Origin of the sequence: Acinetobacter higginsii (assembly GCF_000369525.1) — a bacterium.
Taxonomy (GTDB): domain Bacteria; phylum Pseudomonadota; class Gammaproteobacteria; order Pseudomonadales; family Moraxellaceae; genus Acinetobacter; species Acinetobacter higginsii.
On sequence record NZ_KB850070.1, the window covers coordinates 279,069 to 294,770 of the forward strand.

The 15,702-nt window shown below is 43.0% G+C and carries 14 protein-coding genes; 4 read left to right on the forward strand and 10 right to left on the reverse strand.

Annotated features, from left to right (window positions below):
* Nucleotides 1-7 precede the first annotated feature (7 nt).
* Nucleotides 8-1,444 carry a sigma-54-dependent transcriptional regulator gene (locus F902_RS01865; protein ID WP_004802148.1) on the forward strand — a complete coding sequence of 479 codons (1,437 nt, stop codon included), beginning with the start codon at nt 8-10 and terminating at the stop codon, nt 1,442-1,444.
* Between the two features lie 38 nt (nt 1,445-1,482).
* On the opposite strand, the gene F902_RS01870 is transcribed toward F902_RS01865, so the two are convergent.
* The 4 genes from F902_RS01870 to lptF form a co-directional block, all read right to left on the reverse strand.
* A complete protein-coding gene (locus F902_RS01870) occupies nt 1,483-2,658 on the reverse strand; it encodes a S41 family peptidase (RefSeq protein WP_004802146.1) in 1,176 nt (391 codons plus the stop codon).
* Nucleotides 2,659-2,667: 9 nt separating this feature from the next.
* The gene (gene gpmI, locus F902_RS01875) at nt 2,668-4,212 is read right to left on the reverse strand and encodes a 2,3-bisphosphoglycerate-independent phosphoglycerate mutase (protein WP_005200599.1); all 1,545 of its coding nucleotides are present in this window, start codon (nt 4,210-4,212) and stop codon (nt 2,668-2,670) included.
* 114 nt (nt 4,213-4,326) lie between these two features.
* A complete protein-coding gene (lptG, locus tag F902_RS01880; protein WP_004802141.1) occupies nt 4,327-5,397 on the reverse strand; it encodes an LPS export ABC transporter permease LptG in 1,071 nt (356 codons plus the stop codon).
* Complete coding sequence (gene lptF, locus F902_RS01885; protein WP_005200601.1) at nt 5,397-6,497, reverse strand: LPS export ABC transporter permease LptF; 1,101 nt, start codon at nt 6,495-6,497, stop codon at nt 5,397-5,399. Before lptF ends, lptG begins: the two co-directional genes overlap by 1 nt.
* 154 nt (nt 6,498-6,651) lie before the next feature.
* Here lptF and F902_RS01890 point away from each other — a divergent pair, with 154 nt between their 5' ends.
* The 3 genes from F902_RS01890 to blhA are packed head-to-tail and all read left to right on the forward strand — an operon-like array spanning nt 6,652 to nt 9,173.
* Nucleotides 6,652-8,100: a leucyl aminopeptidase gene (locus tag F902_RS01890; RefSeq protein ID WP_005200603.1), complete on the forward strand. Its 1,449-nt coding sequence runs from the start codon at nt 6,652-6,654 to the stop codon at nt 8,098-8,100.
* 3 nt (nt 8,101-8,103) lie between these two features.
* A complete protein-coding gene (locus F902_RS01895; protein ID WP_005191745.1) occupies nt 8,104-8,511 on the forward strand; it encodes a DNA polymerase III subunit chi in 408 nt (135 codons plus the stop codon).
* Nucleotides 8,512-8,546: 35 nt separating this feature from the next.
* Nucleotides 8,547-9,173 carry a cell division protein BlhA gene (gene blhA / locus F902_RS01900; RefSeq protein WP_005200606.1) on the forward strand — a complete coding sequence of 209 codons (627 nt, stop codon included), beginning with the start codon at nt 8,547-8,549 and terminating at the stop codon, nt 9,171-9,173.
* 43 nt (nt 9,174-9,216) lie between these two features.
* On the opposite strand, the gene F902_RS01905 is transcribed toward blhA, so the two are convergent.
* The 6 genes from F902_RS01905 to F902_RS01930 form a co-directional block, all read right to left on the reverse strand.
* Nucleotides 9,217-9,876 carry a riboflavin synthase gene (locus tag F902_RS01905; protein ID WP_004656373.1) on the reverse strand — a complete coding sequence of 220 codons (660 nt, stop codon included), beginning with the start codon at nt 9,874-9,876 and terminating at the stop codon, nt 9,217-9,219.
* A gap of 155 nt (nt 9,877-10,031) precedes the next feature.
* On the reverse strand, nt 10,032-10,874 hold the full coding sequence (locus tag F902_RS01910) for an MIP/aquaporin family protein (protein ID WP_004802130.1): 843 nt from the start codon (nt 10,872-10,874) through the stop codon (nt 10,032-10,034).
* Between the two features lie 396 nt (nt 10,875-11,270).
* Nucleotides 11,271-12,563 carry a DNA adenine methylase gene (locus F902_RS01915; protein ID WP_005200608.1) on the reverse strand — a complete coding sequence of 431 codons (1,293 nt, stop codon included), beginning with the start codon at nt 12,561-12,563 and terminating at the stop codon, nt 11,271-11,273.
* Nucleotides 12,560-13,660, reverse strand: a complete 1,101-nt coding sequence (gene ribD, locus F902_RS01920; RefSeq protein ID WP_004802127.1) for a bifunctional diaminohydroxyphosphoribosylaminopyrimidine deaminase/5-amino-6-(5-phosphoribosylamino)uracil reductase RibD — start codon at nt 13,658-13,660, stop codon at nt 12,560-12,562. The genes F902_RS01915 and ribD overlap by 4 nt, the downstream gene beginning before the upstream one ends.
* Nucleotides 13,661-13,672: 12 nt before the next feature.
* Nucleotides 13,673-14,137 (reverse strand): transcriptional regulator NrdR, encoded by a 465-nt coding sequence (gene nrdR, locus F902_RS01925; RefSeq protein ID WP_004656377.1) that lies wholly within the window; start codon nt 14,135-14,137, stop codon nt 13,673-13,675.
* Between the two features lie 125 nt (nt 14,138-14,262).
* Nucleotides 14,263-15,669: an ammonium transporter gene (locus F902_RS01930; RefSeq protein ID WP_005200614.1), complete on the reverse strand. Its 1,407-nt coding sequence runs from the start codon at nt 15,667-15,669 to the stop codon at nt 14,263-14,265.
* Between the last annotated feature and the right edge of the window lie 33 nt (nt 15,670-15,702).

A 15,702-nucleotide genomic window follows, 5' to 3' on the forward strand; every position in this document is an offset into this window, starting at 1 on the left:
CGGGGAAATGGCAACAAAACAACCACTCGTCTTATTGGTAGACGACGAAGAAGATTTATGTCTTTTAATGCAGATGACGCTGGCGCGTATGGGCATCAAGACACATCTCGCCTATCGGGTCGAACAGGCAAAAAAGTTCTTTACTGAATTCCAGTACGATGCTTGCTTAACAGATTTAAATCTTCCAGATGGCAATGGTTTGGATCTGGTCAAACACGTGACACAGAACTATCCCAATACACCTATTGCGGTACTGACTGCCTACGGCAATATGGATATTGCCATTTCAGCCTTAAAAGCAGGTGCATTTGACTTTGTCAGTAAACCTGTCAACCAGATGCATTTGGATCAATTGATTCAGAAAGCATTGAACCGTCCACAGCCTGAACAAGAGGCAGCCGAAACAGCTTTAGAGAATAAGCTATTAATTGGACGTTCTGCACCCATTCAACAGCTCCGCATTGCCTTAAAGAAAATTGCACGTTCCCAGGCCCCAGTATTCATTACAGGTGAATCAGGAACAGGCAAAGAAGTGGTTGCGAATCTGGTCCACCGTTTAAGTAATCGCAGCGAAGGCCCTTTTATTGCGATTAACTGTGGGGCGATTCCAACTGAATTGATGGAAAGTGAACTATTCGGGCATAAAAAAGGCAGTTTTACTGGCGCAACTCAGGACAAGCAAGGCTTAATTCTGTCTGCACACGGCGGGAGTTTGTTCTTGGATGAAATTGCCGAACTACCTTTAAATATGCAGGTCAAATTGCTGCGTGCCGTACAGGAAAAGAAAATTCGTCCCGTTGGTTCAGATCAAGAGATTGATGTGGATTTTCGTGTGATTAGTGCCAGTCACCAAGATTTGGAACTGTTGGTACAGCAAGGTCGTTTCCGTCAGGATTTGTTCTTCCGTATTCATGTGATGGATATCGTACTGCCACCTTTACGTGAACGTGGACAGGATATTTTGTTATTGGCCAATCACTTTATTCAAAAGATTAGTCAAGAATGGGACCTCACTGCAAAATCGTTATCTTCACGTGCAGAGCAGTTCTTATTACAGCAATATTTCCCAGGTAATGTGCGCGAATTACGCAATATTATTGAACGTGCGATTACGCTGAGTGACGATGACAATATTGATTTGGCACATCTCCAAACTGCACCTTTACGTAGTTCATTGGCAAACCCAGCACCCTCATTTTCCAATACGACAACTGAAGAAGTTGAAACACCGCAATATTCTGCAAGTCCAAACATGAGTTCAAAGAAGCTTCCACCCGAAGGTTTGGAGCGCTATTTGGAGAATATTGAAAAAGAAATTCTTCTGAATGCATTAAATCTCACCCATTGGAATCGAACCTTAGCCGCGAAGAAGTTGGGAATGACTTTCCGTTCGTTACGCTACCGTTTGAAAAAATTCGGTTTAGATACTGAAGATGATGAATAATCAATATTAAAAAAAGCCCCTCAACTGAGGGGCTTTTTTTAATATCTACTTTTTAAAACCAGATCTGTGACATGCTCAAGATAATTATCTTCTTTCATCTCGGCAGACAAAGCATAGGTCTGATTTGGCTGAATACCTTGACCTTCAATCATATTGCCATTGGGAGTGTAATAATGCGATACCGTCATCTGCAATGCAGCGCCACTTGGTAAGGGGAATAACTTTTGTACCACACCTTTGCCATAACTATTTTCGCCAACCACCCATGCACGCTTATGCTCTTTTAATGCCGCTGTAAAAACTTCAGCAGCAGAAGCAGAACGGCGGTTGATTAAAATGCCTAATTTCATATTTTGAAATTCATTAGAAGGAAGTGCTTGGAATTGCTGATCACCTTCAGAACGGCTTTTAGTCGTGACAATTAAACCCTGATTTAGAAATAGATCAGCCGCTTCGACTGAGGCCGAAAGCAAGCCCCCTGGATTATTACGTAAATCGAATACCACGGCCTTAAGTTTGGTCGAACTATATTCTTCTATCAAACGTTTAATCTCATTCGCCGTATCTTGCTGAAAAACACGTATTTTCAGCACCAATACCTGATTGTGCAATAAAACGGGTTCAATATCAGTTTCGACTTTCTTGTTTCTCACCAAAATGGTCGTACTATTATTCTCTGTTTGTATCTGGACAGTACTTCCAATCGAGCCATAGAGCAGACCTTGTACTTGGTCTTGATTTAAGCTTTTCAGTTCTTGGTTATCCACTTTTAGGATAACTTGTCCATTGCGTAAACCGAGCTTACTCGAATCCGAACCGGACTTAAGATCCTGAATCTGCCACGTTTTCGAATGTGCATCATAATTTAAATTGAAATCGACAGAAGCTAAATCACCCTCTGTATATTGAATCAGTTGACGATATTCTTCCGCAGATAAATAACGGGAGTAACGATCTAGACCACTGACCAAGCCCTTAATCGACTGTTGGAATAAAGCATCATCCGACTTTTTATCGACATAGTTATCTTTGACGATGCCGTAAATCTGTACAAATTGTTGAATAGATTCAATCGGGACTTCAGCATTACCAGACTTGGAGTCTTCATTCGACCACCCAGAAGAATGGGTGATTGGTGCGGCTGAGAGACTATGTCCCCAACACATCAACACACTTGCACATAACGCTCGGTAAATGTTGTTGTGCTGGGTCATTGATTCACCTTATTTTAAAGTAATTAAGTTCTTGCCTTGCATTTCAGGCGGCACAGGAATGTCCATCAAATGCAAGAGTGTTGGTGCTACATCCGCCAGTACGCCATCTTCAGCAATCGTTGCTTGTGTTGGACCAACATAAATAAATGGAACCAACTCTGTGGTATGTTGGGTATGAACCTGTCCACTATCATAGTCTTGCATTTGCTCTACATTACCATGATCCGCTGTAATTAACATATGCCCTTTGTTTGCCATCACTGCATCGTAAACACGGCCTAGACAGCTATCGACGGTTTCAACGGCTTTCACCGCAGCATCAAACACACCCGTATGCCCAACCATATCACCATTGGCATAGTTCACGACTAAAAGGTCAAACTCACCAGAATTGATTGCATTGACTAACTCATCAGTTACTTCATAAGCACTCATTTCTGGTTTTAAATCGTAGGTTGCAACATTCGGCGAAGGAATGAGAATACGTTTTTCACCTTCATATTCATCTTCACGACCACCACTGAAGAAGAAAGTGACGTGTGCATACTTCTCAGTTTCAGCAATACGCAATTGGGTCTTACCCAAACTTGACAGATATTCACCAATCGAGTTTTTAAGTCCTTCTGGCATATACGCCACAGGTGCATCAATACTCGCTTGATAACGAGTCAACATGACAAACTTAGACAGGTTTGGAACGACTTTACGGGTAAATCCAGCAAAATCTTTTTCAACAAAAGCACGCGTAATCTCACGCGCACGATCGGCACGGAAGTTCATAAAAACAACACTATCACCATCTTGCACTTTGGCAATTTCACCAATACGTGTTGCTTTAACAAACTCATCATTTTCATTCGCAGCATAAGCAAGCTCTAAGCCTTCAACTGCTGAGTTGGCGACACGTACTGCCTCACCTTCAGTCATAAGGCGATAGGCTTGTTCAACACGATCCCAACGATTATCACGGTCCATCGCAAAGTAACGACCAATCATCGAAACGATACGACCCTGATTTGGATATTGTGCAAATAAAGCATCTAGTTTTTCTAATGACGGCTTTGCACTTCGTGGTGGAGTGTCACGTCCATCTAGGAAGGCATGTAGATATACTGTCGCACCACGTTTTAATGCCAGCTCACACATTGCCACAATATGGTCTTCATGTGAATGAACACCACCTTGAGACAGCAGGCCCATCACATGCACAGCACCCTTTGCTAGTTTGGCTTTTTCTACAGCATCAACTAAAACTTCATGCTCAAAAAAAGCACCAGTGCGGATATCTTTAGTAATTCGAGTGAAATCTTGGTACAGCACACGACCTGCACCTAAATTCATATGACCGACTTCAGAGTTGCCCATTTGACCATCAGGCAAGCCGACATCTTCGCCTGAACCTGAGATTAAACTATTTGGATGCTTGGCCTTCATCGCAGTGAGGTTTGGCGTTTTTGCCGCTAAAAAAGCATTATCTTCAACTGCTTCACGATGTCCTACGCCATCCATAATCACCAGAACGTGAGGAATTTTGCCAGCATTTGCATCCGTCATAATGGACTCTCTGTTTGTCATTTGATCGGTCTATTTTACCGAAATTTAATCGAATTCTCCATGACCTGACTGATGGCTTTCATCAATCCTGATCATAGAACCTCGCCATCAAGCTTAGCGTGCTCGATAGAGCAGATAGCTTCCCACCATAAAGATCAGCACCACTGGCATCAGCACAAACCATGCAGGTGAAGGTGCATACACTAAGCTTGCATAGCCCAAGAAATCTTGAAGATAGAAGAAACCTAAGCCTGTGAACAGTGAAATCACCAAACGGAAACCCATTGACTGTTGACGTAATGGTCCAAAAATGAAGGAACAAGCAATCAACACCAAGGTAATTAAAGAAAATGGTGAGGTCACTTTCTGCCAGAAGGCCAATTCATAGGTCTTCGGAACCTGGCTATATTCATCCATATAGCGCATGAAACTAATCAATTGGCTTGGAGATAAATCTTCAGGGTCCAAGGTCACCATATGTACATATTTCGGCTGTAATGCTAAACCAAGCGATTGCTGCTCATGATCCGTTTTAATGGCATTGCCTTGCGCCAGTAAATCCACTTGATGTGATTGGGACAACTGCCATTCACCATCTTTAATAAACTGTCCTTTTTCAGCGGTCACAAAAGACTGCAAGCGATGGTCCTGATCAAAATCAATGGTTTGAATATTGCGTAACTGACCTTGTGAGTTGGCATAATCAATATAGATAAAGCGCTGCCCTTCACGTGACCAATAGCCTTTGACTTCGCCCAAAGCTGCTACACTGCGTTGTTTTTTAATACTTTGAGCTTGTTCGTTGGTATAAGGAATCACCCATTCACTCAACACAAAAGACAGTACGATCAATAACAGCGCTGAACGCATGACCCAACCAACAATTCGCCATAAACTGATACCAACAGAACGCATTACGATCAGTTCACTATTCGAAGCAAGTGCGCCCAGTCCTAAAACAGAGCCAATCAATGCAGCAACAGGCAGGATTTCATATAAATAACGCGGCGCACCCCACATCACAAACAGAAAAGCCTGCCACGCATTATAGTTAGGTTTCAGCGAACCCAATTCACCAAGGTACGTAAATAATACTTGTAGGAAAGATAACACCAGCGTTGTTCCGAGCATGGCTAGAACCGTGGTTTTTGTCACATGTTTGGCGACTATTCGACGTGCTAACATCACAACCCCACTCGCTGCATACTTTTCTTAATTTTAGGCGCTAATTTTTGTTTACGTGCAAAAATTGCGGCTGCAATGCCATAAACCAAAATCACAGCTGGATAAGCCCAAATGTCCAACTCATCTTTACTGATTCGAGTCTTAATCGCGATCAATACCACAATTAAGCTGGCAAAAATAAAGATCGCAGGAATCAAACGATAATAACGCCCTTGACGCGGACTCACTTCAGACAATGCGACAGCAAGCATCAAACCCACAATAATGATAAATGGCCCAAAGATACGCCAGCCCAACTCACTCCGCACCACGGAGTCATCCCGTTTCTGCCAAAGTTTGGACATTGACAATGCTTCTACATCATCACTTTCAAATTTCACATCTTTATCATTTTCTAAACGTAAGCGGTAAGATTGAAATTCTGCCTGAAGATAACGTGGCTGATTAGGATAAATCTCGTAACGGCGGCCTTGAACCAAGTCCACGACATTCGCCGTATCATTAGCAACTTCGACACGAGTGGCTTCTTTCGCTAAAATCATGATGTCTGGTTTATCTTCTTGGTTGGATTTTTGATAGAAGAAAATCTCTTTTAAATTCTTACGATCTTCAGATAATGAGTCTGCATAAATCGTAAAAGGCCCTGAAGAAATAAACTCCTTGGGACGAACCAAGTCAAAGCCCGTGCGTACCGCTTGTGTGCTGGTCAGTTTTTCAAACTCACGTAAGCCCCATGGTCCCATCCAAATCATTAAACAGGTTTGCACCACCAGATAGACCAACGTCATCGGTAACAACATACGTGCCAACTGGTTACGACTCACACCACTGCCATTTAACACCGCCATTTCATGGTCAACATAAAGACGACCAAACACCAGCATCAAGGCAATGAAGAAACCCAAAGGAAGAATCAGCGTTAAAAACTCGGGCAAACGATAGCCGATGATGCTAAATAAAATGCCTGCATCTAAACGGCCTTGAGCTGCCACGCCAAAATATTTGATTAAACGACCACCCATCATAATCAGGGTTAATAAACCTATGACGACGAGAGATGTCGAAACCACTTGTTTGACGAGATAACGCCGAATAATCAAAGTAATACTTCCAAAAAGCCCAATTGAAGGTAACGCTAGTTTACCCGAATGTTAAAAATATAAAACCTATCGCTTGTTGCGGATTGCAACCTCATATCTGAAAGTGTTTAATGGACTTATCTTTATTTTTCACTCATCAGGTTCCATACAAACAATGAAATTTACCCTTCATAACGCATTCCCAACTCAGGCGTCTAGCGAATCTTTGTGGATTTTGGTTGATTCAGAACAATTACAACAGAACTTAAATACATATCAAATCAATCACCTAGAAGAAGTGCTTAACGCAACACAATTCAAAGCAGGTTTTAACGAAAGCTTAGCCTTAATTGCCAATATTTCCGCACAAGCCAATGCTCACCTGCTCGGACTCGGAAAAAGTGCCGAGTTAAAAGCCACAAAATTAGCAAAACTCGCACAAACTATTATCAAATCATCACAAAATAAATTTAAACAAATTAGTGTCGACCTGTCAGCGCTTCCAACCGATTTACATTCACTATTTGTCTTGAGCCTGACTCAAGCAGCCTATGGTTATGATGAATTTAAATCGAAAAAAAATGAATTTGTATTAGAAACAATCCATCTTGTTGCCAACCAAACTACTTTAGATGATGCACAACTGAATCTAATTCATGCAGTGCAATCAGGTCAAAACTACGCACGTGATCTCGGCAACCGTCCAGGTAATATTTGCTTCCCTGAATATTTGGCAGATCAAGCAATTGCACTTGCAGCACAATATCCAGCGCTTTTAAAAGTCACAGTGCTTGATGAGCAGCAAATGGCGGACTTGGGGATGTATGCCTTCCTTGCAGTCAGCAAAGGCTCTGACCGCCCGGGTCGCATTATTACACTCGAATACAATGCCAAAGTAGATCAAGCCCCTGTCGTGCTTGTCGGTAAAGGTGTGACCTTTGATACAGGTGGTATTTCATTAAAACCAGGCCTAGGCATGGATGAAATGAAATTTGATATGTGCGGTGCAGCTTCTGTGCTTGGAACCATTCAAGCACTATGCGAAGCACAATTGCCAATTCATGTGGTCGGTGCGATTGCAGCAGCAGAAAATATGCCTTCTGGCCATGCCACTCGTCCGGGTGATATTGTGACCAGCATGAGCGGTCAGACTATTGAAATCCTGAATACCGATGCAGAAGGCCGTCTGGTTCTCTGTGATACCTTAACGTATATCAAGCGCTTTAACCCTGTGCTGGTGATTGATATTGCAACCCTCACAGGTGCCTGTGTGGTTGCGCTAGGTAAAGTGGTAAGTGGCTTATTTACGCCAGATGATGAACTTGCCCAAGACCTACAACAGGCAGGCGAACAGTCACTAGACCGAGTATGGCGTATGCCAGTGATGGAAGAGTATCAAGAATTACTCGACTCTCCTTTTGCTGATATTGCCAACATCGGCGGTCCATATGGTGGCGCAATTACTGCTGCGTGTTTCCTCGAACGTTTCACTCGTGATTATCGTTGGGCACATCTTGATGTCGCAGGTACAGCGTGGTTATCGGGTGCAGCTAAAGGTGCTACAGGTCGTCCAGTGCCATTACTGATGCAGTTTTTAGCAAATCGTGTTGCAACGAAAAACTAAAACATGCCACAAATCAGCTTTTATCTATTTGAAAATAGTAAAGAACGGCAAGTCGAAAGTGCTTGCCGTTTATGCCGTAAGATTCTGAATCAGCATCCACACATCTGGTGGTATTGCGCTGATTCAGAGCAGCAAACGGAGTTAGATGAGAAACTTTGGAACTTTGATCCACTCAGCTTTATTCCACATGGCATTGATCAGCCGCATAGTCCTGTGTGTATTTCAGCGGAATTACCCCCGTCGAATGATTGGATCGTGTTTAATTTTAACAATCATGCACTTGAACAAACTCAAGATTTTCGCCACATTATCGAAATTATTGAAAATAATGAAACGGCAAAACAGATCGGGCGGGAAAAATTTAAAATGTATCGTCGTTTAGGTATTGAACCTCGAACCTTTAAATTATAAATCGGCAATAAACAGCATCATTTGAGGAGTGTCTTGTGGCATTAAATGTAGGTCAGGACTTTAAAAAACGTTGGTTAAATGCACCTGAGGCTGTCCGCCAGACCTATCAGGATGATTTAGCACGTATTTGTGATCTACTGTTACCACAAACACTGACTCAGACATGGACACAACATGAGGAAAATGCGCAGCAACTTTCTCAGCAGCGCATTGATCAAGCCTATGCCGACTTAAAAGCAGACTTGATTGAACAAGCACGTATTCGTAAACAACTGGCTTTGGAAAAGGCATTGGAAGAAAAGCGTGCAGCTGAAGCCGCCTATGCCGCACAACTGCAAGCCGATGAAGCCCGTCAATTTGAACAACAGACTGAAAGCCTGCTTGCCTTACGTGGTCATATTGATCAGGAAATTGCACAGCAAACTGAACGCTATCAAAGTAATCCTGAACAGCCAAGTATCGATTATTCAAAGGCTCAACGTGTGGTGATCGATGATCAGCAAATTCTGTCAGAGTTAGAAAGTGTCCGTGTACGACTTGAATTAGAAGCCGAAGGTTTAATTGAGCAAGCGGTAACTGTATTCCGCGCTAAGTTACATGCCCTCGCGCAAGATGAAATTGACTATATCTTGAAAAATAGTGAATTTTCAGACGAAAAATAATAAAAAAGCCCAGTTTGAACTGGGCTTTTTTATACTTCATCTTTTATTTTAAAAAACCGTTTTCAGCTAAAAAAGCCATACTGATATTCGATTCAGTTTTCTGTTCCGCAGCCTTATCACCTAGCAATAAACGCTCAATGTAGCGTGCCAAGACATCCACTTCCAAGTTGACTTTGCTGCCAACCTGCCAAGTGCCAATATTGGTACGTTCTGCGGTATGTGGGATCAAATTCAAACTTAAAATATTGCCGCGTAAATGGTTAATGGTCAGACTGATCCCATCGACAGTAACTGAACCTTTTTCAGCTAAATATTTAGCTAACTCAACAGGCGCTGTCACTTCAAAATACAGTGAACGTGCATCATGTCGCACTAAGGTAATTTCACCTAAACCATCCACATGTCCACTGACAATATGCCCACCAAAACGTGTGGTTGGCAGCATTGCTTTCTCAACGTTGACGGCTTGACCGACTTTCCATTGGCCTAATGTGGTACGGTTTAAACTCTCTCGCGAAACATCAGCTGCATACCAGTTTTCACCCCATTCAATCACAGTCAGGCAGATCCCATTGGTGGCAATTGAATCCCCCAAATGTACATCAGACATATCCAAATCAGTTTGAATACGCAAACGAACGTCGCCACCTACACTCTGTAGGCTCTCAACCTTACCTAAACTTTCAATAATGCCTGTAAACATGGGAGTTTCAACCTATCTTTATTGCAGTATGTACCACTGTAAAGAAGATACCTTAAAGCAAAGAACTAGAGATAACAAGGCATGTACAGTCCAAATACAGGCAAATAAAAAGGGCAATCCGTTGACTGCCCTTCAGATTCTTGATCTGGTCTTTATTACATTTCAGACACTTGCTTTTCAGCAATTTCTTTTTCTTTTACTACAACAGGATTGTTGACTAAAAAATGACTAAAAAACAGCTTATAACCAAGTACGCCCAAACAAGCCCCTACGATTGGTGCAATAATCGGGACGATGAAATATGGAATATCGCGTCCACCGGTAAATGCAACAGGTCCCCAGCCAGAGAAATAAGCCACAATTTTCGGGCCAAAATCACGGGCAGGATTCATAGCAAAGCCAGTCAATGGGCCAAAAGATGCACCAATCACGGCAACCAATAAACCGACTAAGATCGGTGCCAAAGCACCACGCGGTAAACCATTGCTATCATCACCAATCGCCATAATCAGCCAAAGCAATAACATGGTGATAAACATTTCTACCATAAAGGCCTGACCAAGCGAGAGCAGATGATGTGGATAGGTTGAGAAAATCCCCGCTAGCTCTAAACTTTCTACACTGCCCCGCACCATATGATGGGTTTGCTCATAGTCCACAAATAAATTGCTATACAGACCATAAACCAGAAGTGCACCCACAGCTGCACCAGCAACTTGTGAAATGATATAGAAAGGTACTTTACGTTTTTCAAAACCAGCAAACAATGCCAAAGCGATAGTCACTGCGGGATTAAGATGTGCCCCAGAAATGCCAGCAGATAAATACACTGCCAATGCAACAGCCAAGCCCCATACAATACTAATTTCCCACAAGCCTAAACTCGCTCCCGCAAGCTTAAGTGCAGCCACCACACCAATACCGAATGATAAAAAAATTGCGGTAGCAAAAAATTCAGCTACACATTGCCCCAATAAGGTGGGCTCCGAGCGACTCATAACAACCTCTCTTGGTCATCGCTGCAAATAGGCAAGACCCTAAATTAAGCTCGGCAAACTATAGTTATTTTTAGATATGGTCAATATCATTTGGTAAAAATTTGAACGATTGGTTAAAGTATTTCCAGCCTTATATTAAGTGAACAGGACGATAAAAACTAAAGACAAAACCATTCCATGTATTTGTTTTAAATCATTATTTATTAATTATAATTTTCTAAGTTCTAATTTAAATGTATGATTTCGCATGTATAAACCAGCTCAAAATTGGTAGATATTTACTATAAAAACATAGGCTTATCTTACAAATCGATCACAACAATCTAATTAACCGATACTCAGCAAATACTGGATACAAAAACACCACTTTGTTGCCAAAATGGTGTGTTTTTTCTTTTACCAAAGTGCCAGTTGGGTACTGTTACCTGTGGTATCTACACCACCCAATTCAGCGAAATGGTACAACTGCCCCAAGAGCTGCCGTAATGGTGGTCCAGACTTGGCATGGGTGTCCGTGATTACAATAAACTCAAGAACGCGAGCACGTTCAGACTGGCGTTGTTTACTGACCCGATAACGTGGAACATCTTGGGTCAATAAAGTCACTTTACCGCGCTTCAAATTGGCAGTCAGTAAGTCTTTCGGCTCAATATTTCCATCTGTCGAATAACTGGTCAAAATATAACGCGCATTAATCGTTTCCAATAACTTTTCATAGGCCTCTTTGGCATATTTAGAAGAGTTATAAGGACTTGGACGTTCTTTACGCCAAGCTCGATCAATACCACTTTTAAAACCTTTGGTGTCTGGGGATGGCAAGTCAACTTGATCCCATAAAGTCAGTGCATTCAGAACATGATAGTTACTGCTATAGGCATGCTGATTATAGGGTGGATCTAGATAGGCGACATCAACCTCAAAACTACTCATTTGATTGGCCAGATGCTGTGCATCGACACACCACATTTCAGCAGCAGGACGCTTAGGATCACCAATCTCACAGAAGCGACTTGGTGTCAGCCACAATAAAGATTCAATCCGCTCCAAGGCAGTTTGGGTACGTCCGCCCCAGCCCTGATGGAAACTTTTAAAGACACCACTGGTGTTACTGACGAAACTTGCTGAATACAGTAGCGGTGCCAATAAAGCACTCATTTCTACATCATTAATTGCACCTTGCGCTTGCCACGTTGCAATCTGCTGACGAATCGCATCAATCCGCATACCGTTACGGCGTTTGAAGAACAAACGATCACGGGCAGGATCATACACATCATCATTACGCGGACATAAATTATGCGTGACCCAGCCTTTGACCTCAGGTAAGCGATTCAGATAATCAATGGCTTTCTGATAGCCACCTAACTCTTTAAAAGCAGGTGCATCAACACAAGCTAAAATGGCATTGTTCAAGGCATGACTATACGGTTCCCAGTCATTGGCAATCACGCGATAGCCATTTTGACGGGCTAACCGCGAAACAACCCCACTCCCCGCAAAGAAATCAGCAAAAATCGGTGGATTCTTTTTCTTGCTATTCAATGTACCTGTAATCTCAAGTGCTTCTAAAATGAGGTGAAGCAGTCGACGCTTATTACCGAGATAAGGCACTAACTGATGAAAAAGATATTCGTCAGTCGTACGGGCAGCATGACGACGTTTGTGATAAACCGATGGTTCTGGATTCATATCATCTCTTGGATAGGGAGCAATCTTAGGCGAATGTCTTGCCCAAGTTGGGTTACATCGACCAACTCAAAACGGAGCTGCTCTGCCATTTTGCTAAATTCAGCATTAAACATAGCCCGAGCAGATTGACCAAGTAAAGTTGGCGCAACATAACTAATCATTTCATCAACCAATCCTTGTTGTAAAAAGGCCGTTGATAAAGTCGCACCTGCCTCAACCAAAACATCATAAATTTGATATTGTTGAGACAAAGTCTGCAATAACTGGTTTAAAGGTTGCGGTGGCAATTGTATCACGCCTAAATCAGCAAGTTCTTGACGAAATGGTGTCATCACCATCACCGTTTCAGATTGCTGTAGAATTTTCGTAGAAAGTGGTAATTGCCCTTGTCGATCTAAAACGATCCGTTTTGGTTGCACCACTGTTGTCAGATCAACGCCTTCTAATGCACGCACATTCAGTTCGCAATCATCGGCCAAAACCGTTTGAATACCAGTGATGACCGCACCCGAAATTGCCCGCCAATGTTGTACGTCTTGTCGGGCTGCTGTGCCAGTAATCCACTTTGATTCACCCGAGGCCATGGCAGTACGGCCATCCAGACTTGATGCTATCTTTAAACGTACATAAGGCAGGCCAGTTGACATGGCCTTCAAGAAACCCAAGTTGAGCGTTTTTGCACTTTCCGTACAAATCCCTGTTTCGACCTCAATACCTGCATCTTGTAAAATCTTAACACCTTTACCTGCGACCAGTGGATTTGGATCAGAACAGGCAATGACGACTTTTTTCACTTGAGCTTTGACCAAAGCCTCTGCACAAGGCGGTGTTCGACCGTAATGTGCACAAGGTTCTAAAGTGACATATGCAGTTGCATCTTTGGCATTCTCAGCTGCTTGACGCAGGGCAAAAACTTCCGCATGCGGCTGGCCAGCTTTAGGGTGATAGCCTTCCCCAATCAATTGACCGTCTTTGACAATCACACAACCTACATTGGGATTCGGCTTCGTCGAATATTGACCACGTCGAGCTAAGGCAATGGCTTGTTGCATCCAGTGCTGATGTTCAGATAAATGATCTTGGGTTAACTCAGACATGATCTCTCGAATTTAAGCTTCATTTTCACGTTGTTGCATTTGCTCAATTTGATGGCGAAATGCTTCTACATCTTGGAAATCTTGGTACACAGAAGCAAATCGAACATAAGCAACATGATCCAATGCAAATAATGCCTGCATCACGATTTCACCAATGGTTCTGGATTTGACATCCCGTTCGCCTAGACGGCGAATCTGCGATTGAATATCGCTGAGTACGGTTTCAATTTGTTCCTGAGTGACAGGACGTTTTTGTAAGGCATGCATTAAAGAACGGCGTAGTTTGGCCTCATCAAAAGGTTCATTTTTACCGTCTGATTTGATCACACGAGGCATGACCACATCATAACTTTCAAAGGTGGTAAAACGCTCCCCACAAATGACACACTCACGACGACGACGAATCTGGCAGCCTTCGGCAGCCAAACGGGAGTCTATGACTTTACTATCAGCAGCGTTACAAAATGGACAATGCATAGTTGCGCGATTATTTACTCACTTTGCTTAAGTGTAGCAAAGTTTCTTCAATTGCAGAACTAGCACCCTAAAGCCATAAAAAAACAGCCCCATAAGGCTGTTTTTTTAATCACATCTTGCACTGATTATTCGATACGTTCGCCATGTTGGCTAAGGTCAAGCCCCATACGCTCATCATCAGCACTTACACGGATACCAATCACCAGATCAATTACTTTCAGGATAATGAAGGTCACAATTGCGCTATAAGCGATTGTCGCTAACACACCTTCAATTTGTACCCACAATTGACCGATAAAGGTCGGTGCAAGTGCAACATTTGCCGCTTTGATGATTTCATCACTGTAGAACACACCAGTAAGAATCGCACCAACGATACCACCCACAGCATGTAAACCAAACGCATCCAGAGCATCATCCGCTTTAAGCAGGCGTTTCAGTGCAGTAATCCCCCAGAAGCACACCACACCACCAATTAAGCCCATGATTAATGCGCCACCTACACCAACGAAACCAGCAGCAGGCGTAATCACCACTAAACCAGCAACCGCACCTGATGCACCACCAAGAACTGATGCTTTACCACGAACAAGACGTTCAACAATGAGCCATGAGAATGCAGCAGCGGCAGCAGCGACTTGAGTTACAAGAATCGCCATACTTGCACGCGCACCCGCACCTAAAGCACTACCACCGTTAAAGCCGAACCAACCTACCCAAATCAAGCTTGCGCCAATGACAGTTAAAGTTAAGTTATGCGGTGCCATCGATTCACGGCCAAGGCCTGTACGTTTCCCTAACATGTATGCTGCAACCAAACCTGCAACACCTGCGTTAATATGAACAACCGTACCACCAGCAAAATCTAATGCGCCTGCTTTGAATAACCAGCCATCAGCCGCCCATACCCAGTGAGTGATTGGTGCATAAACCAAAATTACCCATACTGCGATAAATGCCATAAATGCTGAATATTTCATACGATCAGCAATCGAACCACTGATAATCGCAACAGTGATGATCGCAAACGTCATTTGGAAAATAACAAATAAGCTTTCAGGAATTGTTCCACTTAAGGCATCAAATGCAACGCCATTCAGCATCGCCTTGCCCAAGTCACCCACATAAGCACCTGAACCAGAGAAAGCCAATGAGTAACCGGCAATTACCCAGATTAAACTCACTAAGATCGCCGCAGAAAGGCTGAACATCATGGTGCTGAGTACGTTTTTCTTACGCACCATACCACCATAGAACAGAGCCAAACCAGGAATAGTCATCAACAGAACCAATGCTGTTGAAACAAGAACCCAAGCTGTATCACCTGTATCCACTGTTGCTACAGCAGCAGGAGCAGCCTCTTCAGGAGCTGGAGCTTCAACGGCTACAATTTCAGTTGTTGCAGCACCCGTATCAGCAACGGCTACAGTTTGTTCAGTTACTGGTGTTGATGCAGCATCTTCTGCCCAAACCACCGCTGAACCACCTAAGAGTGCGCCAGATAGACTGAGCGCCATAAGCATTTTTTTCATTCGTGTCCCCCAACCTTATTTTGTGAGCTATTT